The sequence below is a fragment of the Micromonospora tulbaghiae genome (assembly GCF_900091605.1).
Taxonomy (GTDB): domain Bacteria; phylum Actinomycetota; class Actinomycetes; order Mycobacteriales; family Micromonosporaceae; genus Micromonospora; species Micromonospora tulbaghiae.
Window position 1 is genome coordinate 347,184 of the sequence record NZ_FMCQ01000005.1, and the last position, 18,044, is coordinate 365,227.

The window sequence follows — 18,044 nt, forward strand, 5'->3', positions numbered from 1 at the left end:
CCGCCGGCCGTGCCGGCGGCGGGGCGCCGGATCAACCCTTGACGCTGCCGGCGAGCAGACCTCGCACGAAGAAGCGCTGGAGGGACAGGAACACGACCAGCGGTACGACGATCGACACGAACGCGCCGGCCGTCAGCCGCTGCCACTCGTTGCCCCGGGTGCCGGCCAGCTCCGCGAGCCGGACGGTCATCGGGGCGGTCTCGTCGCCGCCACCGGCGAAGATCAGCGCGACCAGCAGGTCGTTCCAGACCCAGAGGAACTGGAAGATGCCGAACGCCGCCAGCGCGGGCGTGATCAGCGGCAGCACGATGGTGCGGAAGATCTTCGGGTGGGTGGCCCCGTCGACCCGGGCCGCCTCCATCAGGTCGCCGGGGAGCTGCGAGATGAAGTTGTGCAGCAGGAACACGGCGAACGGAAGCGCGAAGCAGGTGTGCGCGAACCACACCTGGGCGAACTTCTGCTCGTCGACCAGGTCCCACGCGGGCATGATCTGCACGCCGGCGACCGTGACGCCGGTGGAGAAGAACCGCAGCAGCGGCACCAGGGCCATCTGCAACGGCACGATCTGGAGCGCGAAGATCCCGATGTAGACCCAGTCCCGCCCCTTGAAGTTCATCCACGCCAGCGCGTACGCGGCGAGCGACGCGAAGGCCAGCGGGAAGAGCACCGAGGGGATGGTGATCGCCAGCGAGTTGATGAAGTAGCTGGCCAGCTGCCCGGACGAGCCCCGGCTGAACAGCACCTCCTGGTAGTTCTCCAGCGTGATCTGCGGGTTGCTGAAGAACGTCCACCACCCGGTGGTCTTGATCTCGTTCTCCGGCCGGATCGAGGAGATGAACAGGCCGAAGGTCGGGATCGTCCAGAGCACCGCGATCACGATCGACACGAGCGTGGCGGTACGGCTGTTCAGGCGCTTGCGCACCCGGGCGCCCCGGGTGGTCGGCTCGGTGGCCTGGGCGCCGACTCCGACGGTGGGCGTGGCGGTGGTCATCTCAGCCCTCCCGCTGCTTGCGCAGGTTGCGGATCTGGTAGATCACGATCGGGATCACCAGGATGAACAGGAACACCGCCAGTGCCGAGCCCTGACCGTTCTCCTGGTAGCGGAACGCCTGGTTGTACATCTCGGTCGCGATCACGTTCGTGTCGTAGTTGCCGTTCGTGGCGGTCCGGACGATGTCGAAGACCTTGAGCGTCGCGATGGACAGCGTCACCACCACGACGATCAGCGCCGGCCGGATGCTCGGCATGGTGATCCGCCAGAACATCTGCCACGGGGTGGTGCCGTCCAGCCGGGCCGCCTCGACGATGTCGGCCGGGATGGCCTTGATCGCGGCGGAGAGCACCACCATCGCGAAACCGGCCTGGATCCACACCATGATCACGATGAGCAGGAACGTGTTGAGTGGCGAGTCCAGCAGCCACTGCTTCGGCTCGCCGCCCAGGCTCACCACGATCTGGTTGAGCAGGCCGATCTGGTCGCCCTCGCCCCGGTAGGCGTAGACGAACTTCCAGATGATGGAGGCACCGACGAACGAGATCGCCATCGGCAGGAAGATCAGGGACTTGGCCACCGCCTCGAACCGGGCCTTGTCCACCAGGACCGCGTAGATCAGGCCGAACCCGGTTGCCACCAGCGGCACCAGGAGCACCCAGATCAGCGTGTTGATCAGGACCCGGACGATCGAGTCCTCGGCGAACATCCAGCGGTAGTTGTCCAGGCCCACCCAGTCATTGCTGCCGGAGTCCATGAAGGAGAGCAGCGTGGTGCGGATGGCGGGGACCACCAGCCCGATGGCGAGCAGCAGCAGCGTCGGCAACAGGAAGAAGAACGCGAACGCGCCTTCGCCCTGCTTGCGCCGGCGGGGCAGCGGCGCGCCGCTGGCCGAGGCCGCGACCAGCTGTGCCTCCCGGCGCCGGGCGAAGAACGACGGCACCACGTCGAGGAGCAGGAGCAGCCCGCCCACCACCGCGACGAAGGCGATCAGCCCGTACATCAGCATGAGGAACTTCGGCTGCTCCGCCGCGAAGTCGAACTCCATCGACCCTCCCTCAAGGGTTCGGCTAGCAGAGGTGGCCCGGTCCGGGGGAACCGGACCGGGCCACCCGCTAGATCACTTCCAGCTGCCCTCGATGTCGTTCAGGACGGCGGTGGTGTCCTTGCCGTTGATCCAGGCCACCATGCCCTTCCAGAAGGTGCCGGCGCCGACCGCGGCCGGCATCAGGTCCGAGCCGTCGAAGCGGAAGACCGTCTTCTCGTCCTGGAGGATGCCCACGGAGAGCTTGTCCACCGGGTTCGGGACGTTGTTCAGGTCCAGCTTCTTGTTCGCGGAGACCCAGTCACCGATCTTGGCGCGGCTGTTGGCGTACTCGCCGGAGGCCAGGTAGGTCTGCACCGCCTGGACCTCGGGACGGTCGGCGAACGCGCCGACGAACTCGCCGCCGCCGAGCACCGGCTTGCCCTTCGACGGGTCGATGGCCGGGAAGTAGAACGCGAAGACGTCGCCGTCCTCGGCCACCTTGGTGCCCTGCGGCCACTGGTTGGCGTAGAAGGACGCCTGGCGGTGCAGCGCGCACTTGCCGGCGGTGATGGGCGTGCCGCCCTCCTGGAACGAGGTGGTGGCGATGCTCTTCACGCCGCCGAAGCCGCCGTTGACGTACTTCTCGTTCTTCAGGATGGTGCCGGCCCGGTTGAGCGCGTCGGCCACCTGCGGGTCGTTGAACGGGATCTCGTGGGTGGTCCACTTGTCGTAGACGTCCGGGCCGCCGGTACGCAGCAGCACGTCCTCGATCCAGTCGGTGGCCGGCCAGCCGGTGGCGTCACCGGACTCGATGCCGGCGCACCACGGCTTGGTGCCGCTGGCCGCGATCTGGTCGGAGAGCTTGATCATGTCGTCCCACGTGGTGGGGACCGTCCAGCCCTTCTCCTTGAAGGTCTTCGGCGAGTACCACACGAAGGACTTCACGTTCGAGCCGAGCGGGGCGCCGTAGAGCTGGCCGTTGACGGTGCTGTACTTCAGCCAGTCGGCGGAGTAGTTCTGCTCGGCCATCGCCTTGGTGTCGGCGCCGACCGGCTTGAGCTTGCCCGCGTCGACGAACCGCTTCAGCAGACCCGGCTGCGGGATGAAGGCGAGGTCGGGGGCGTTGCCGCCGTCCACCCGCACGGGCAGCTGGGCCTCGAACTCGCCGGAGCCCTCGTGGTCGATCTCGATTCCGGTGCAGTCCTCGAACTCCTTCCAGGACTGCTGGAGGCGCTCGTCCTCGATGTCACGGATCGAGGAGTAGATGGTCACCTTCTTGCCGTCGTGACCCTCGTACTTCTCATATGCGCCGCACTCGGCCGAGCCCGCGTTGCCGCTCTTCTTGTCGTTGCCGGTGCCGCAGGCGGCGACGCCGAGCGCCAGCCCCAGGACGCCGGCGACCGCGAGCGCCTGGCGCGATCTGGCAAACGCCATGCCGATCTCCTTCCTTGCCGGCGCGTGGGGGGATCGAACCCGCGCCGGTCCGATGGTCGTCCTCACATGTAAGCGCTTGCATCGTGTCGGGTCCACCCCTGGCCGGACACGGGCCGGTAACAATCCCGAAACCCTGACCAGCGGTGGTGGGTGCGCTCCCACGAATCTTCCCGGGAACGGAACTTTCTGTCAGGATGTCCGCATCACATTGAAGACTTTCAACATCGGAGGCAGTGGATGCGTAAGCGATGGCTCGCCCTCGGGGCGACCGCGGCGGTCCTGGCGGCGACCCTCGTGCCGGCCGCGCCGGCGATGGCCGCGCCGACCTTCAAGGTCCCGTTCCCGTGCAACCAGTCCTGGTCCGGTCAGACCCGGACCAACCACAGCCCGGCCAACGCGATCGACTTCAACCGCACCGACGACCTGGGCGACCCGGTGGTGGCCAGCGCGCCCGGCACCGTGGACGTGGTCACCAACCTCGGCGACACCAGCTACGGCAAGTACGTCCGGATCAATCACGGCGGCGGTCACACCACGTACTACGCCCACCTGAACGCCTTCAACGTCTCCGTCGGGCAGACCGTCGGCTACGGCCGGGTGATCGGCTACGTCGGCACGACCGGCGGCTCCACCGGCCCGCACCTGCACTACGAGCAGCGCATCGACGGCAGCTCCGTGAAGATCAAGTTCAACGGGGTTCAGGCGCTCTACTGGGGCACCAAGAACTACACCAGCGACAACGGCTGCGGCGGGACGAACACCGGCGAGGGCACCGTCAACACGGCCGGCTCCCCGCTGACGGTCCGCTCCGGCCCCGGCACCGGCTACAGCTCGGTCGGCACGGTGGCCGACGGGGCGAAGGTGACCATCCAGTGCCAGACCAGCGGCACCAGCGTCAGCGGCACGTACGGCACCAGCTCGATCTGGGACCGGATCGGCTCCGGCCGGTTCATCTCCGACGCCTACGTCTACACCGGGTACGACGGATACATCCCCGGCGTACCCCGCTGCTGAGCCCGGCGGGCGCGGGGGCGAGCGGCCCTCGCGCCCGTACCGGTCAGGAGTTCAGCCGCCACACGGCGAAGTTCAGCGCGGACGCGAACGTCACCCAGGCCCAGTACGGCAGCATCAGCAGCGTGGCCGGCCGGGAGACGCGCCGGAACAGGGCCACTGTCACAGCGATCGCCAGCCACATCAGCACGATCTCGGCGAACGCCAGCCCGTAGGCCCCGGCGCCGAAGAACAGCGGGGTCCAGATCGCGTTCAGCACGAGCTGGACGACCCAGGCCCAGAGCGCGGGACCGAACCCGGCACGGCGCCAGACCAGCCAGCCGGCGATCGCGATGAGCACGTAGAGCACGGTCCAGACCGGGCCGAACAGCCACGACGGCGGCGCCCAGTCGGGCTGCTCCAGGCCCTGGTACTCGGCGGAGGTGCCCTGGACGCCCAGCCCGCCGATGGCTGCGGCGGCGAAGGTGGCGGCGCCGAAGCCGAGCAGCGCCCACCACTTGCGGGCACCGGCCGTACGCCGGGTGACACTCTGCGACATCTCCATGGTCGAGATGTTTCCGCTCGACCGGCCCGGCAAACGCCGTCACGCCCCCGGACCCGGACGCGGAGAAGCCGGGGTCACCCGGCCCGGACGCTCCGGTCGGCAGGACGGAACGCCCGGGCCCCGGTGACCCCGGCGGATACGGAATCGCTGTTACGTGTTGAAGATGCTGACGCCACCCGGGCCGACCAGCAGGCCGACGACGATGAGGACGATGCCCCAGAGGATCTGCCGGCGGAACAGGGCGAGAATTCCGGCGACCACCAGTACGACTGCGAGAATCCAGAGAATCAGCTCCATGTCGGCTGAATACCCGTGCGCCCGATACCGGAAACCTCCCCCTCAGTCGAGCTGATCACCGCCCAGGTGGAAGACGCTGTACGCCTGTTTGATCACCGGGTGGGCCACGTTGCGGACCCGTACCCCGCCCGGTGTGGTGCCGCGCTCGGTCCCGTGGTGGGCGTGCCCGTGCAGCGCCAGCGCGGTGGGTGCGGAGTCGATCGCCTGGCCGAGCTGGTAGCAGCCGAGGAACGGGTAGATCTCCAGCGGCTCGCCGGCCAGCGTGTCCGGCACGGGGGAGTAGTGGGTGAGCGCGACGAGCGCGTCGCACTCCAGCGAGAGCAGCGCGTCGGCGAGCGCGTCGGCGCTCTCCCGGGTGGTCCGCACGAACGCCTTCATCTCCGGCTCGCCGAAGTCGCTGGCGCACCGTCCGGCGAACCCGCCGCCGAACCCCTTCACGCCGGCCACGCCGAGCCGCCCGCCGGGCGTGTCCACCACGACGCCCGTGCCCTCCAGCACCGTGATCCCGGCGTCCTCCAGCACCTTCACCACCTGCGGCACCTCGTCGCACTGGTGGTCGTGGTTGCCGAGCACGGTGATCACCGGTACGCCGAGGTCGCCGAACTCCCGGGCCACGCACCGCGCCTCGGCCTCGGTGCCGTGCCGCGTCAGGTCACCGGCGAGCAGCAGCACGTCGGCGCAGCCGGGCAGCTCCTCCAGCGCCGGGCGGAACCGGCCCACCACGTCCTCGTCCAGATGCACGTCGCCCACGGCGGCGATCCGGATCACCATCGAACCTCCCTCACGGCAACTCCTCGACCTGGGTGGGCGCCTGCGTACGGATCACCCCGATGTCGCTCGTCACGGGCGTGTCCGGGAAGCGCTCGGCCACCCGCCGCAGGATCTCCTCCCGCCGGTGCGGGCTCTCCACCTCGCCGTAGAGCACCAGCCCGTTCTCCCGCCGCACCACGGTGATGCCCTGCTCGGCCACGGTCGGGTCCTCGGCCAGCATGCTCTGGATCTCCGCCTCGACGTACTCGTCGGGGGGAACGTCGCCGGACAGGCCGGTCACAGGGTCTCCCTTCCGCCGGGCGCGCCGCCGGGCAGCACGTCCAGCCGGTCGAGCAGCACCAGGAACGCCTCCGCGTACGGCGAGTGCTGCGTCTCCTTCCGTACCCGTTCCCAGTCGATCTGTTCCCGCAGCGAACGGGCCAGCGGCAGGGCGCGGGCGAAGTCGCAGTAGTGCTGGGAGAAGCTGAGCAGCTTGTGCACCATGAGCTGGCTGGCCGAGAGCACCGGCATGTGGATCGCGTCGACCGGGCGCACGATCGTGTCGGCGAACGTCTCCGCGGTGACCGGTGTCTCCACCGGCCGGTGGATCAGGTCCACCATCCGGTCCTCGTCGTAGACCTTGACCAGCCAGTCCTCCGGCGGGCGCTCGGCCGTGAAGCCGGCCTCGACCAGCGCCTCCAGCGCCCGGTCGACGTCCGCCTCGCGGAGCAGGAAGTCCACGTCGTGATCGCTGGAGTGGCCGCCGTGCGCGTACACCGCGAAGCTGCCACCGAGCGCGAACGGGATCTCGGACTGCTTGAGCACGGCGGCGACCTTCTTCAACGTGTGCACCAGGGTCTCGTCCCCGCGCTCGGCCATCTGCGGCTCCCTCGTCGTCATATGTGCGGTGGGACCACGATGCGTACCCGGCGGACGCTCCGGTCACACCTGTTGTGGCGCGATCGGCCCGTCAGGGCAGGAAGGCGACATACGGGCTCGTGTGAGCATCGGTCGGATAACCTCGGGAGGGTGGCCAGCTCACTGCGGACGCGGCGGGGCAGGGCCCGACTGCGCACCGTCGCCCTGATCGGCATCGACGGCTCAGGTAAGACCACCCAGGCCCACCGGCTCGCCCAGGCGCTCACCGCCGCCGGCCGTCCCGCCACGTACCACCGCAACGCCGGTGGCCGCCGCTGGCTCGGCCGCGTCGCCCAGCGGGTCGGCCGTCCGGACGCGCAGCGGCTCGTCGGGCGCGACGGCCTGCTCGTGGTCGAGTCGGTGCTGCGGTGGCTGGCCATCGCGCTCGCGCTGCTCAGCTGCCTGGTGACCGGCCGGACGGCGGTGATGGACAGGTGGTCCGCCTGTCAGTACGCCAGCATCCGGGCGCACGGCGGGCAGCGGTGGGAGCGGCTGGCCCGGGCCGGGTACCGGATCTTCCCGGCGCCCCGGGTGACGTTCCTGCTCACCGTCGACCCCGCCGAGGCGTACCGCCGGATCGAGCGGCGCGGCACCGACCACGAGACGATGGAGTGGCTGACCGCCGCGGCCGCCGCCTACCGAGGGCTGCCGGAGTACGCCGGCTTCGTGGTGGTGGACGGCAACGGCCCGCCGGAGGAGGTGGCCCGCCGGATCCGGGCGCACCTGAGCGAGTGGCTGCCCGACGACCCGTCCACCGGTCCCGGCCCGGCTCCGGCCGGCCCGCGCCGCCCGGCCGGTGGCGCCGGGCGGGACGGGCCGGTGCCGGTTCAGGCCCGCCCGTAGACCGGGATGCTCGCGCCGCTGGTGGGCGCGGACTCGGGGGAGGCCAGAAAGCGGATCACCTCGGCGATCTCGGCCGGCGGCACCCAGCGCCCGTGGTCGGCGTCGGGCTGCGCGGCGCGGTTGGCCGGGGTGTCGATGACGCTCGGCAGCACCGTGTTGCACCGCACTCCGCGCTGCCGGTACTCGACCGCCACCGTTTCGGCGAACGCCCGCACCGCGGCCTTGCCGGTGGCGTAGCCGGAGGCGCCGGGGAACGGCGAGACCGCCGCCCGGGCCGAGACGCAGACCACCGCGCCGTCGCCGGACGCCATGAGGTGCGGCAGCGCCGCGTGGGTGACCAGGTACGTCGGCCGCAGGTTGAGCCGCAGCATCTGCTCGAAGTCGTCGACCGGGGTCTCGTGCACCAGACCGCCGGCCGCGTACCCGCCGACGAGGTTGACCACCGCGCGCAGCGGCGCGGCCGGCTCGGCGGTCGCCGCCTCGACCGCCCGCGCGGCCCCCTCGGCCGTCAGCAGGTCGGCCACGACCCGGACCGGGCCGTCGTCCGTCCCGGCCTCCCGCCGGGGTACGACCACCCGCCAGCCGGCGTCGAGGAAGGCGGCGGTGACCGCGCCGCCGAGCCCACCCGTGCCTCCGGTCACCAGCACCGTGCGTTCCGTCATGGACACACGCTAGCCAACCGCCCCGCCGGCGGGGCGGTGGGCCGTCCGGCCCGTCGGGTCGAGGCCGACCAGGCAGGCCCCGCCGCGCGACGGTGGACCGGCACGTCGGGCGGCAGGAGTGACTCGACCGGAGCGGATGAGGCGGTAGGGCTGCGACAATGGGATCCTTGGCTCGGGCGGGCCCGGAAGACAGTAAATTTCCCGATACGCGGTGTCATGGTTGACGCTCACGCCTCGTGAAAGTAAGTTTCATCCGTGGCGAAGAGTCCGAAGATTTCTGCGAGTCACGAGCACGGTGGACTGATCGTCCACATCAGCGGCCTGCTGCCCTCGCTGTCCCCGGCCGAACAGCGGGTGGCCCGGCTGGTCGTCGCCGATCCGGCGGACGCGGCCCGGCGTACGATCACCGACCTCGCCACCGCCGCCGAGACGTCCGAGGCGACAGTGATCCGCTTCTGCCGCTCGGTCGGCATGGACGGCTACCCCCAGCTGCGGATCCGGCTCGCCGCCGAGGCCGCCCGCCGGGTCGAGCCGCCGGACGCGCGCGTGGTCGGCGGCGACATCCCGCCGGGCGCCGACCTCGCCCAGATCATCGCCACGATCGCGTTCAACGACGCCCGGGCCGTGGAGGAGACCGCCGAGCAGCTCGACCCGGCGGTCTGCGAGCAGGTGGTCGAGGCGATCGGCGCGGCCGGCCGGATCGACGTCTACGGCGCGGGCGCCAGCGGTTTCGTCGCCTCCGACTTCCAGCAGAAGCTGCACCGCATCGGCCGCATCGCGTTCTACTTCCCGGACGTGCACACCGCGCTCACCTCCGCCGCCCTTCTGGGCCGCGGTGACGTGGCGGTCGGCATCTCGCACACCGGCACCACGTCCGACGTCATCGAGGTGCTGGAGCAGGCGCGGGCGCGCGGCGCCACCACCGTGGCACTGACCAACTTCCCGCGCTCGCCGATCACCGAGGTCGCGGACCACGTGCTCACCACGGCCGCCCGGGAGACGACATACCGCTCCGGCGCGACGGCCAGCCGGCTCGCCCAGCTCACAGTGGTCGACTGCCTCTTCGTCGGGGTGGCCGCCCGCAGCCGGGCCCGGACCAAGAAGGCCCTGGAGGCCACCGCCCAGGCGGTCCAGTCGCACCGGGTCGGTCCCGGGCGGAGGCGGGGATGACGGCGGGCCGGGCGGAGCGCGACGGCGTGGCGGCGGTACGACCGGTGGTGCGCGTCGGCGCGCCCACCGAGCGGCGCAACCCGCACAGCCTCGACCTCGACCTGATGTCCACCCGGGACGTGCTCACCGTGATCAACGAAGCGGACCGGCGGGTGCCGGCCGCGGTCGCCGCGGTGCTGGACGAGATCGCCGAGACAGTCGACCTGGCCGTGGCCGCGCTGCGCGACGGGCACCGCGTGCACTACTTCGGCGCCGGCACCTCCGGTCGCCTCGGCGTGCTCGACGCGGCCGAGCTGGCGCCCACGTTCAACTCGCCCCGGCACTGGTTCTGCTCGCACCTCGCAGGCGGCCCGGACGCCATGTGGCGCGCCGTCGAGGACGCCGAGGACGACGAGCGCGCCGGCGCCGCCGAGGCCGCCGAGTGTGTACGCCCCGGCGACCTCGTGGTGGGCCTGGCGGCCAGCGGGCGCACCCCGTACGTCCTCGGGGCGCTCGCCGCGTCCCGGGCGCAGGGTGCCGGTACCGTGCTGCTCTGCGCGAATCCGGAGGCCGAGGCCGCCGCGTCGGTGGACGTCTTCATCGGGGTGGACACCGGACCGGAGGTGGTCACCGGGTCGACCCGGATGAAGGCCGGCACGGCGCAGAAGCTGGTGCTCAACACGTTCTCCACGGCCGTGATGGTGCGTCTGGGACGGGTCTACTCGAATCTGATGATCGACATGGTGGCCACCAACGCCAAACTGCGCGGCCGCATGATCTCGATCCTGATGGAGGCCACCGGCTGCGCCGAGGAGGTGTGCCGGGTCGCCCTGCGGGAGGCCGACGGCGACCTCAAGACCGCGCTCGTCGCGCTGGTCTCCGGCGCCGAGGTGCCGGCCGCCAGGGCCGCGCTGGCCCGCTCCGCCCATCAGGTACGCGGCGCGCTCGAACTGCTCGCCTCCTGAGGGTTCCGGCCCTCCGTCCCGCCCGATCCACCCGCCCGGCGCATCCGCCCGGCGGGTGCGACGCGTATCACGTGCAGGGAGGGGACGACTCCTCCCGCCCGGATTGTTCAACGAGGCGGAGGGTAATCCTTGAGCATGGCTGAACCGACCGGTCCGCAGACGCGTATCTCGCAGTGACCAGGATCGCAACGACTCGGTGACGCGGCTCGCTGTGTTCATGGAACAGGCAATGGTGCCATTCCATGGGCGAACGGCGATTTCGCAGCTCCGGTGTGCGCCGAGAACGGTGCCCGCGAGCCGCCCGAACCGGGCCGGTAACAGGAAACATGGACCGGGCTCTCAGCTACTACTCAGGCATTCGTGACAGTTTCGACTCACGACATGGAATCCCCGACGCGTCACATCTGTTGTGTAGGTGTCAGCACCTACGGGCACAGCGGAGGTTACGGGGAGGGCTGATGAACGTGGGGATGGCAAGGAACCGGGCAACCGGCGCGAGCGAGGGGACCGTGGCAATCGTGGACAAGAACATCGGCATGCGTACCGACGAGGTCGCCGAGGAGCGGGACCTGGTCGGCGTCTACCTGCACGAGATCTCCCGGACGCCGCTGCTCGACGCCGCCCGGGAGGTCGACCTCTCCAAGGCGATCGAGGCGGGCCTCTACGCCGAGCACCTGCTCGACGAGGATCGGATCCCCGACGGCGTCGACCGGGAGGACCTGGAGCGGCTGGTCGTCGAGGGTGAGCGCGCGAAGGACCTGTTCATCCGCGCGAACCTGCGACTGGTCGTGTCGATCGCCCGGCGCTACGTGCGCTCCGGCATGCCCATGCTGGACCTGATCCAGGAGGGCAACACCGGCCTGGTCCGGGCGGTCGAGAAGTTCGACTACGAGCGGGGCTTCAAGTTCTCCACCTACGCGACCTGGTGGATCCGCCAGGCCATCAGCCGGGCGATCGCCCAGCAGGAGCGGACCGTACGGCTGCCCGTGCACCTGGTCGAGGACGTCAACCGGATGCGCAACGTGGCCCGGCAGCTCACCCGTGAGCTGGGCGGCGACCCGGAGCCGGAGCAGATCGCGACCGCGCTCGGCGTGACCGTCGAGCGGGTCAACGAGCTGGTCCGCTGGTCGCAGGACACCGTCTCGCTGGACACCCCGGTGGGCGACGACGGCGACACCAACCTCGGTGACCTGGTCGCCGACAGTGACGCGCCCTCGCCGGAGGAGATCGTGCTCACCGGTCTGGAGCGGCAGCGGATCGAGGGTCTGCTCAACCACCTCGACGACCGTTCCGCCGGCATCATGCGGGCCCGGTACGGCCTGGAGGACGGGCGTGAGCACTCGCTGACCGAGGTCGCGTCGCGGTTCTCGCTGTCCCGCGAGCGCATCCGCCAGCTGGAGATCCAGGCCCTCGGGCGGCTGCGTGAGCTGGCTCGCGCGGAAGGGCTCCAGGCGGCCTGACCTGGTAACAATGAACGGCGAACGGCCGGCGTCCGACAGGGGGACGCCGGCCGTTCGCCGTCTTCGCCGTGCTCAGACCCGGCCGTAGCCGGCGATCGACATGATGTTCATGCCGCGCTTGCTGACGTTGCGTCCGGCGCTGGGCGCGTCGATGATCTGGCCGTTGCCGACGTAGAGCGCCACGTGCCCGAGCCCGGAGTAGAACACCAGGTCACCCGGCTGCAGCTCGCTGCGGCTGATCCGCGTGGTGGCGTGCCACTGCCGTGCCGCGCTGTGCGGCAGCGACTTCCCGGCCGCCCGCCACGCGGCGAGCGTCAGACCGGAGCAGTCGTAGCTGCCGGGACCGTCCTGGGCGTAGCCGTAGGGCTTGCCGACCGCGCCGTAGGCGTACCGCACCGCCACTCCGGCGTCGCCGGAGACGGCCGGGGGCTTGCCCGCCGAACTGGGGTTGCCGGGCGCCTCGTTGGCCCGCCCGTACGCCTTGCGCCGCATCTCGTAGAGGTCGGACAGGTCCGCCTCGATCCGCGTCTTCGCGGACTTGAGCTGCTTGGCCTGTGCCGCCTCCCGGGCGAGCGTGACGTCCAGCGCGGTCTTCTGGTCGATCAGCCGCTGCTGGTCGGCCGTGAAGCTGTTGATGGTGCGCTGCCGCTGGCGGGTGAGCTGGTCGAGCGTGCCCAGCCGCTCCGGCAGCGTGGCCTGGCCGCCCGGGTCCAGCAGGGCCGCCGCGGTGCGCATGCCACCGGTCTTGTACGCCGTCGCAGCCAGCACGCCCACGTCGGCGCGGCTGCGTTCGGCCTGTTCCTGCAACGGCCCGATCCGGGCCTCCAACTTGGCCGCGGTGGCCTTGTTGGCCTTGATGTCCTCGTTGAGCTTGTTGTAGGACTCGACGATTCGCTCCAGCTCAGTCGAGGACTTCTCGATCTGCTTCGTCAGCTCGGCGGGGGTGGGCTCGGCCCGGGCCACCTGCGCCGGGGCGAGCAGCGCGGCCGAGAGGCCGGCCACCGCCAGCGAGCGGAGCAGCATCCGTAAGGACGACAAGAGCGGAAAGCTCCTCTCCCACCGGTCGCCGGGCGCGTTCGCGACCCGGCGACACCGGCCCGGGGCCGTCCGAGTGGACGGCTGTCGACCGGGCCGACCTGGACAACCTAACCCGTGATCGCAGTAGCCGGGAGTTCAAGCAGGGGCGAAAGTTGGCAAAGTGGCGGAAAGTGACGAGGGGGAGCCGGTGGGTGGATGAGGTGACTCGCCCGATTCGTCGTTCTGGGCGGATGTCGCCAGGCAACGCCAGGCAAAGTCACGACAAAGGCGGAAATCGTTCTCTGTTTCCGGCGGGCACGGCCGGGCCGTCGACCCTCGCGACCCCCGAAACCCCGAGGTCAGGTGGCGCGAGGCCAACACAATGGAGCCCGGACGGGAAATCCCACCACGGGATCCCTGCTCCCGGGAGGCCGCCGTGCAGACCGACCGCTCCGCCACCCAGCCGCCCCGCTCGCCGCGACCGGCCGCACCCAGGCTGCTCTACGCCCGGCCCGGCATCGTCGTCACCGCCGAGAGCTTCACCGTTGGCCGCAACAGCTGGCCGGTTGCCGAGATCACCCGGCTCCGGACCGACCGTGGGCCGCACGACCGGCTCGCGATCCGGGCCGTCGCCGTGTCCGCCGCGATGATCGCCGCGGTCGGCCTGCTGATCGGCTTCACCGGCGGCCTGCACCGGCTCACCGCCGGGGCGTACCTCATGCTCGGCGCGGTCGGGCTGGTGCCGCTGCTGCTCGTCCTGATCGGCGACCGCGTGCGGCCCCCGGCGCACGAACTGTGGGGGCGGGTGCGGGGCACCGAGGTGCTGCTGTTCAGCAGCGACGACGAGCGGCAGTTCGGCCAGGTCGCCCGCGCCCTGGCGCGGGCCCGGGAGGCGGCGCGCCTGGGCGGCTGGGCCGACCCGCCGGCGGCCGAGCCGTGGCGGCCGGCCCGGTGAGCGGCGGTCAGCCGGCGACCGGCTCGGGCGTACGCGGGCGGCTCTCGGCGGCCACCCAGTGGCTCACCCGCCGCTCGGCGTAGAACGAGACGAACGGCACGGTGCCGGCGAGCATCACCAGCAGCATCCGCTTCAGCGGCCAGTTCGCCCGGCGGGACAGGTCGAACGTGAGCGCCAGATAGAGCATGTACAGCCAGCCGTGCGCCACGCCGACCACGGCCACCACGCTCGGGTTGTCGAAGCCGTACTTCAGCGGCATGCCGATCAGGACCAGCACCACGAGCGCCACGCCCACGATCCAGGCGATCACGCGGTACCGGGTAAAGGCTCCGCCCACCGTCGTCCGTCCTTCCGCACCGGCCTCAGCCGGGATAGTCGCCGGGCCGGGCGCCCGGATTGGCGTTCAACCAGGATAGGTAGCTGTTGTACGCGGCCAGCTCGGCGTCGTCCGCCCCGTCGGCCGGTGCGGCCGGCACCCGCACGACGCGCACCGGCCGGCGTACCGCCGGGGTGGCGGGGACGGTCACCGACGGCGCGGCACCGGCCGACGGCGCGGTGTCCTCCGCCGCGGCCGGGTCGGCGGCGCGCAGCGTCTGACGGACCTCACGCCACCAGACGAAGATCACGAAACCGGCGAACACCGGCCACTCGATCGCGTAACCGAAGCTGATCGCGTTCCCCCCGGCGGCGCGGGTGACCTGCCACCAGCCCATGCCGAGGCAACCCGCCACCAGCACGACCATGGCCACGTGGCGGACGATCCACGCCGGTGTCCAGAGCCGATTCATGCCAACGAGAGTACCGGGGCCGCCGGGCGTCTCCGACGCGGCGTCGTAGTCCGGGCGGGGTTTGGTGGCACGCCCACGGGGCATCCGGACAGGTGCCAGCCCGAACGAGACGAGGGGGCGACGATGACCGAATCGGTACGCCGGGACGCGAGCCCGGAACAGCGGGTCGCGGAGTGGGACGGCGACCACGCCCGAACCGTCGACGCGGACGGCGAGCAGCTCGGGGTGGACCCCGCGGAGCTGGGTGACGAGGACCTGGTCCGGGAGATGCAGAGCCTGCACCGCACCCGGCTGGACACGCTGCGCCACGCCACCGACTCGGCGCTCGCCAACCACCTGCGGCGCACCGCCGAACTGGAGACGGAGTACCTGGCCCGGCACCCCGGCCGGGAGGTCGACCCGAGCCGGCTGCGGGACGCCTGATGGCCAGCCACGCCGAGCGCGGCATGTCCGCGCCGCCGGAGGTGGTGTTCAACACCGCGACCGACCCGGACCGCTCCTCGGCCTGGCTGCCCGAGCGGCTGCGCAACTCCGGCACCTGCCGCGTGGAGGTCGTCGACGCCGACGACATGCGAGCCCGGTGGAGCGCGGCGGACTGGTCCGCCGAGATCGACGTGGAGCCGGCCGGCGCGGGCGGCGCCCGGGTGCGGCTGGACCTGGCCGGGCCGGACCACGACCTGGCCGACGAGATCCTGGCCAACCTCGACCGCGAGGTGGCCGACAACCTGACCGCCGGTTGAGCCCGGCCCGCACGACGAGCACGAGGAGGCCGGGTTGACCGGGAGTGGCCTGAAGCAGAAGGTGGCGCGCCTGCGCCAGGCGTACGCGCCGCACGAGCATCGGCCGCTGGAGGGCTACCTGAAGGCGATGGGCACGTACGCCGGTGTGACAGCCGCGCTCGTCGGCCTGGTCCGGGCGACCGGCCGGCCGGTGCCCGAGCGGCCCACGCCCGCGGACGTGGTGCTGCTCTCGATCGCCACGCATAAGCTCAGCCGGCTGCTGTCCAAGGACGCGATCACCAGCCCGCTGCGGGCGCCGTTCACCCGCTACGACCACCCGATCGGCAGCGGCGAGGTGATGGAGCAGGTCCGCGACGAGGGCAGCCCGACCCGGCACGCGCTCGGCGAGCTGGTCAGCTGCCCGTTCTGCCTGGCGGTCTGGGTGGCCACCGGGCTCACCGGCGGCCTGGTGCTGGCGCCCCGGCTGACCCGGCTGGTCGCCACCGCGCTGACCGCGGTGGCCGCCTCCGACTTCCTCCAGATGGGGTACGCGGTCGCCCAGCAGGCGGCCGAGGGCGGGCGCCACGAGGACTGAACCACTGACACGAAGAGGGCCGGCGCGCGCGCCGGCCCTCTTCTTCGCGTACGCCCACCGTCAGGTGGGGGTGGTGCCGTGGTCCTCGCCGGCCCAGCCGCGCGACGCCTCCGGCTCCCGCTCCTCCTCGTCCTCCCCGGTGACGATGTCCCGGTCCACAGCGGTGCGGTCGTGCTCGTTGGCGAAGTCCGGCTCCGGCAGCGTGTCGACGCCCTCCGGGGGCTGGCCGAGCGCCGCCAGGTGCTCGTGGTCGGGGTTGCGATCGGTCATGTCGCGTCCTCTCCGTCTTCCGGGGGTCAGGCGACCGTGCCGCCCAGCAGATCGGCCGCCTCGTCCGCCGCGTACTCGCCCTGGGGGAGCGCGGCGATCCGGGTGAGCAGCTCCGCGGGGAGTTCCGCGGCGACCGCCCGGCGGTAGATGTCCGCCTGGGTGATCCGCTCCTGGCCGTGGTAGAGGTCGTCGAGCAGGTCGTCGAGCGGCCTGGTGTCCGGCTGCTCGGTCACGGGCGCGTCATCGGTCACGCCGACCACCTACCCGGCACCGAACCGGTCAAACTCGCCCCAACCCCGCTCAGGCCGGCGCCGGGAGCGTGGCCCGGCGGGCCCGGACGGCCTGGGCCAGGTGCTCCAGCACCTCGGCGGTGTCGTCCCAGCCGATGCAGGCGTCGGTGACCGACTGGCCGTACGCCAGCTCCCGGGTCGGGTCCAGGTCCTGCCGGCCCGGCACCAGGAAGCTCTCCAGCATGATGCCGACGATCCCGCGCTGACCGGCGGCGAGCTGCGCGGCCACGTCGGCGGCCACGAGCGGCTGGTTGCGGTGGTCCTTGCCGCTGTTCGCGTGGCTGGCGTCGACCACCACCCGCTCCGGCAGGCCCGCCGCCCGCAGCAGCTCCAGCGCCCCGGCCACCGACTCCGCGTCGTAGTTGGGGCGGCCGCCCCCGCCGCGCAGCACCAGGTGCCCGTCGGCGTTGCCCCGGGTGTGCATGATCGCCGGGGTGCCGGAGACGTCGATGCCGGGGAAGACGTGCGGCACCCCGGCGGCCCGGATCGCGTCCACGGCGGTGGCGATGCTGCCGTCCGGGCGGTTCTTCATGCCGATCGGCATGGACAGCCCGGAGGCGAGCTGCCGGTGCACCTGGCTCTCCACCGTCCGCGCGCCGATCGCGCCCCAGGCCACCGTGTCCGCGATGTACTGCGGGGTGATCGGGTCGAGGAACTCGCAGCCCACCGGCAGGCCCAGCCGCAGCACGTCGAGCAGGAGCGCCCGCGCGGTACGCAGGCCCGTGTTCACGTCGCCGGAGCCGTCCAGCGCCGGGTCGTTGATCAGGCCCTTCCAGCCCACCGTCGAGCGCGGCTTCTCGAAGTAGACACGCATCACCACGAGCAGGTCGTCGGCGACCCGGGCGGCGGCCTCGCGCAGCCGGCCCGCGTACTCCAGGGCGGCGGCCGGGTCGTGCACGGAGCAGGGGCCGACGACGACGAGCAACCGGTCGTCGGCGCGGTCCAGCACCCGGCCGACGGCACGGCGGCCCGCCACGACGGCCTCGGCCAGCGGGGTGTCGAGCGGCAGGTGGTGGTGCAGCAGGGCCGGGGTGGTCAGCGGCACCACACGGTCGATGCGCTGGTCGATGACCCGATGGGCGTCCTGGGACGTGGTCACGGTGGGGATTCCTTCCGCCGACCGTGCCCCCGTGCCGGGTCCGGGGGATCGAGCCGGCTGCTCGCATACGAAAGGGCAGGGAAAAGAATCCCTGCCCGGCCGGCTCGAAGAGGTAAGTGACGTCAGCTCATGGTCGAGTCACCGGCTCCTCCAGCCGGCTGCCTAAACCATCGATACGACCGCGTCACGTCGGCCAGCGTACCCGACGCGGGTCGGAAGTCCCGCTGTCGTTCCGAAGTGCGGAACGCGGGGTATGTGAT

The 18,044-nt window shown here is 71.5% G+C and carries 23 protein-coding genes and 1 pseudogene; 9 read left to right on the plus strand and 15 right to left on the minus strand.

The genetic code is table 11. The annotated features are described in order from the left end of the window. Positions 1-31: 31 nt before the first annotated feature. From GA0070562_RS17475 to GA0070562_RS17485, 3 genes are all read right to left on the minus strand, one after another. The gene (locus GA0070562_RS17475) at positions 32-991 is read right to left on the minus strand and encodes a carbohydrate ABC transporter permease (protein WP_091422894.1); all 960 of its coding nucleotides are present in this window, start codon (positions 989-991) and stop codon (positions 32-34) included. A 1-nt stretch (position 992) separates the two neighbouring features. After that, the gene (locus GA0070562_RS17480; protein WP_091422897.1) at positions 993-2,039 is read right to left on the minus strand and encodes a carbohydrate ABC transporter permease; all 1,047 of its coding nucleotides are present in this window, start codon (positions 2,037-2,039) and stop codon (positions 993-995) included. 72 nt (positions 2,040-2,111) lie between these two features. After that, positions 2,112-3,452 carry an ABC transporter substrate-binding protein gene (locus GA0070562_RS17485; protein WP_091422902.1) on the minus strand — a complete coding sequence of 447 codons (1,341 nt, stop codon included), beginning with the start codon at positions 3,450-3,452 and terminating at the stop codon, positions 2,112-2,114. Positions 3,453-3,689: 237 nt separating this feature from the next. Between GA0070562_RS17485 and GA0070562_RS17490 the strand changes: the two genes are divergently transcribed. Next, positions 3,690-4,466, plus strand: a complete 777-nt coding sequence (locus GA0070562_RS17490) for a M23 family metallopeptidase (protein WP_091422905.1) — start codon at positions 3,690-3,692, stop codon at positions 4,464-4,466. A 43-nt stretch (positions 4,467-4,509) separates the two neighbouring features. Here GA0070562_RS17490 and GA0070562_RS17495 read toward each other — a convergent pair whose 3' ends face one another. From GA0070562_RS17495 to GA0070562_RS17510, 5 genes and pseudogenes are all read right to left on the minus strand, one after another. Next, complete coding sequence (locus GA0070562_RS17495) at positions 4,510-5,007, minus strand: TspO/MBR family protein (protein ID WP_091422908.1); 498 nt, start codon at positions 5,005-5,007, stop codon at positions 4,510-4,512. Between the two features lie 150 nt (positions 5,008-5,157). After that, the gene (locus GA0070562_RS30290) at positions 5,158-5,304 is read right to left on the minus strand and encodes a GPGG-motif small membrane protein (RefSeq protein WP_013288160.1); all 147 of its coding nucleotides are present in this window, start codon (positions 5,302-5,304) and stop codon (positions 5,158-5,160) included. Then, positions 5,295-6,075, minus strand: a pseudogene (locus GA0070562_RS17500) (metallophosphoesterase family protein). Before GA0070562_RS17500 ends, GA0070562_RS30290 begins: the two are co-directional and overlap by 10 nt. A 10-nt stretch (positions 6,076-6,085) precedes the next feature. After that, complete coding sequence (locus GA0070562_RS17505; protein ID WP_225853111.1) at positions 6,086-6,295, minus strand: hypothetical protein; 210 nt, start codon at positions 6,293-6,295, stop codon at positions 6,086-6,088. 56 nt (positions 6,296-6,351) lie between these two features. Further along, a complete protein-coding gene (locus tag GA0070562_RS17510) occupies positions 6,352-6,933 on the minus strand; it encodes a nucleotidyltransferase (protein WP_091422918.1) in 582 nt (193 codons plus the stop codon). Positions 6,934-7,083: 150 nt separating this feature from the next. On the opposite strand from GA0070562_RS17510, the gene GA0070562_RS17515 reads away from it, so the two are divergent. Then, positions 7,084-7,815, plus strand: coding sequence for a dTMP kinase (locus GA0070562_RS17515; protein ID WP_091422921.1), 732 nt, complete (start codon positions 7,084-7,086; stop codon positions 7,813-7,815). Here GA0070562_RS17515 and GA0070562_RS17520 read toward each other — a convergent pair. Further along, positions 7,800-8,477 (minus strand): SDR family NAD(P)-dependent oxidoreductase, encoded by a 678-nt coding sequence (locus GA0070562_RS17520; RefSeq protein WP_091422924.1) that lies wholly within the window; start codon positions 8,475-8,477, stop codon positions 7,800-7,802. The two genes, GA0070562_RS17515 and GA0070562_RS17520, sit on opposite strands and share 16 nt — an antisense overlap. Positions 8,478-8,732: 255 nt before the next feature. Between GA0070562_RS17520 and GA0070562_RS17525 the strand changes: the two genes are divergently transcribed. The 3 genes from GA0070562_RS17525 (at position 8,733) to GA0070562_RS17535 (ending at position 12,051) form a co-directional block, all read left to right on the plus strand. Then, the gene (locus GA0070562_RS17525) at positions 8,733-9,647 is read left to right on the plus strand and encodes a MurR/RpiR family transcriptional regulator (protein ID WP_091422927.1); all 915 of its coding nucleotides are present in this window, start codon (positions 8,733-8,735) and stop codon (positions 9,645-9,647) included. Next, positions 9,644-10,591, plus strand: coding sequence for an N-acetylmuramic acid 6-phosphate etherase (gene murQ, locus GA0070562_RS17530; RefSeq protein ID WP_091422931.1), 948 nt, complete (start codon positions 9,644-9,646; stop codon positions 10,589-10,591). Before GA0070562_RS17525 ends, murQ begins: the two co-directional genes overlap by 4 nt. A gap of 470 nt (positions 10,592-11,061) precedes the next feature. After that, positions 11,062-12,051 carry a sigma-70 family RNA polymerase sigma factor gene (locus tag GA0070562_RS17535; protein ID WP_030271317.1) on the plus strand — a complete coding sequence of 330 codons (990 nt, stop codon included), beginning with the start codon at positions 11,062-11,064 and terminating at the stop codon, positions 12,049-12,051. 72 nt (positions 12,052-12,123) lie between these two features. On the opposite strand, the gene GA0070562_RS17540 is transcribed toward GA0070562_RS17535, so the two are convergent. Further along, positions 12,124-13,089 carry a C40 family peptidase gene (locus GA0070562_RS17540; protein WP_091422934.1) on the minus strand — a complete coding sequence of 322 codons (966 nt, stop codon included), beginning with the start codon at positions 13,087-13,089 and terminating at the stop codon, positions 12,124-12,126. 415 nt (positions 13,090-13,504) lie between these two features. Between GA0070562_RS17540 and GA0070562_RS17545 the strand changes: the two genes are divergently transcribed. Further along, positions 13,505-14,023 (plus strand): DUF6232 family protein, encoded by a 519-nt coding sequence (locus GA0070562_RS17545; RefSeq protein ID WP_091422937.1) that lies wholly within the window; start codon positions 13,505-13,507, stop codon positions 14,021-14,023. 7 nt (positions 14,024-14,030) lie between these two features. Here the strand turns inward: GA0070562_RS17545 and GA0070562_RS17550 are convergent, their stop codons facing one another. Together GA0070562_RS17550 and GA0070562_RS17555 are read right to left on the minus strand one after the other, a co-directional pair. After that, positions 14,031-14,360, minus strand: coding sequence for a DUF3817 domain-containing protein (locus GA0070562_RS17550; RefSeq protein ID WP_091422941.1), 330 nt, complete (start codon positions 14,358-14,360; stop codon positions 14,031-14,033). 25 nt (positions 14,361-14,385) lie between these two features. Beyond that, on the minus strand, positions 14,386-14,811 hold the full coding sequence (locus GA0070562_RS17555; protein ID WP_175438776.1) for a hypothetical protein: 426 nt from the start codon (positions 14,809-14,811) through the stop codon (positions 14,386-14,388). 123 nt (positions 14,812-14,934) lie between these two features. Between GA0070562_RS17555 and GA0070562_RS17560 the strand changes: the two genes are divergently transcribed. The 3 genes from GA0070562_RS17560 to GA0070562_RS17570 are packed head-to-tail and all read left to right on the plus strand — an operon-like array spanning position 14,935 to position 16,125. After that, complete coding sequence (locus GA0070562_RS17560) at positions 14,935-15,234, plus strand: DUF6158 family protein (protein WP_091422947.1); 300 nt, start codon at positions 14,935-14,937, stop codon at positions 15,232-15,234. Further along, a complete protein-coding gene (locus GA0070562_RS17565) occupies positions 15,234-15,551 on the plus strand; it encodes an SRPBCC family protein (protein ID WP_030502250.1) in 318 nt (105 codons plus the stop codon). The genes GA0070562_RS17560 and GA0070562_RS17565 overlap by 1 nt, the downstream gene beginning before the upstream one ends. 34 nt (positions 15,552-15,585) lie before the next feature. After that, the gene (locus GA0070562_RS17570) at positions 15,586-16,125 is read left to right on the plus strand and encodes a DUF1360 domain-containing protein (RefSeq protein WP_091422949.1); all 540 of its coding nucleotides are present in this window, start codon (positions 15,586-15,588) and stop codon (positions 16,123-16,125) included. 60 nt (positions 16,126-16,185) lie between these two features. Here the strand turns inward: GA0070562_RS17570 and GA0070562_RS17575 are convergent, their stop codons facing one another. From GA0070562_RS17575 to GA0070562_RS17585, 3 genes are read right to left on the minus strand one after another with little or no spacing between them, the layout of a single operon-like run. Then, entirely contained in the window at positions 16,186-16,395 is a 210-nt protein-coding gene (locus GA0070562_RS17575; RefSeq protein ID WP_091422953.1) for a hypothetical protein, read from the minus strand. Positions 16,396-16,421: 26 nt separating this feature from the next. Further along, the gene (locus tag GA0070562_RS17580; protein WP_372443323.1) at positions 16,422-16,655 is read right to left on the minus strand and encodes a hypothetical protein; all 234 of its coding nucleotides are present in this window, start codon (positions 16,653-16,655) and stop codon (positions 16,422-16,424) included. A 40-nt stretch (positions 16,656-16,695) separates the two neighbouring features. Beyond that, positions 16,696-17,793: a 3-deoxy-7-phosphoheptulonate synthase gene (locus GA0070562_RS17585; RefSeq protein WP_091422956.1), complete on the minus strand. Its 1,098-nt coding sequence runs from the start codon at positions 17,791-17,793 to the stop codon at positions 16,696-16,698. Positions 17,794-18,044 lie beyond the last annotated feature (251 nt).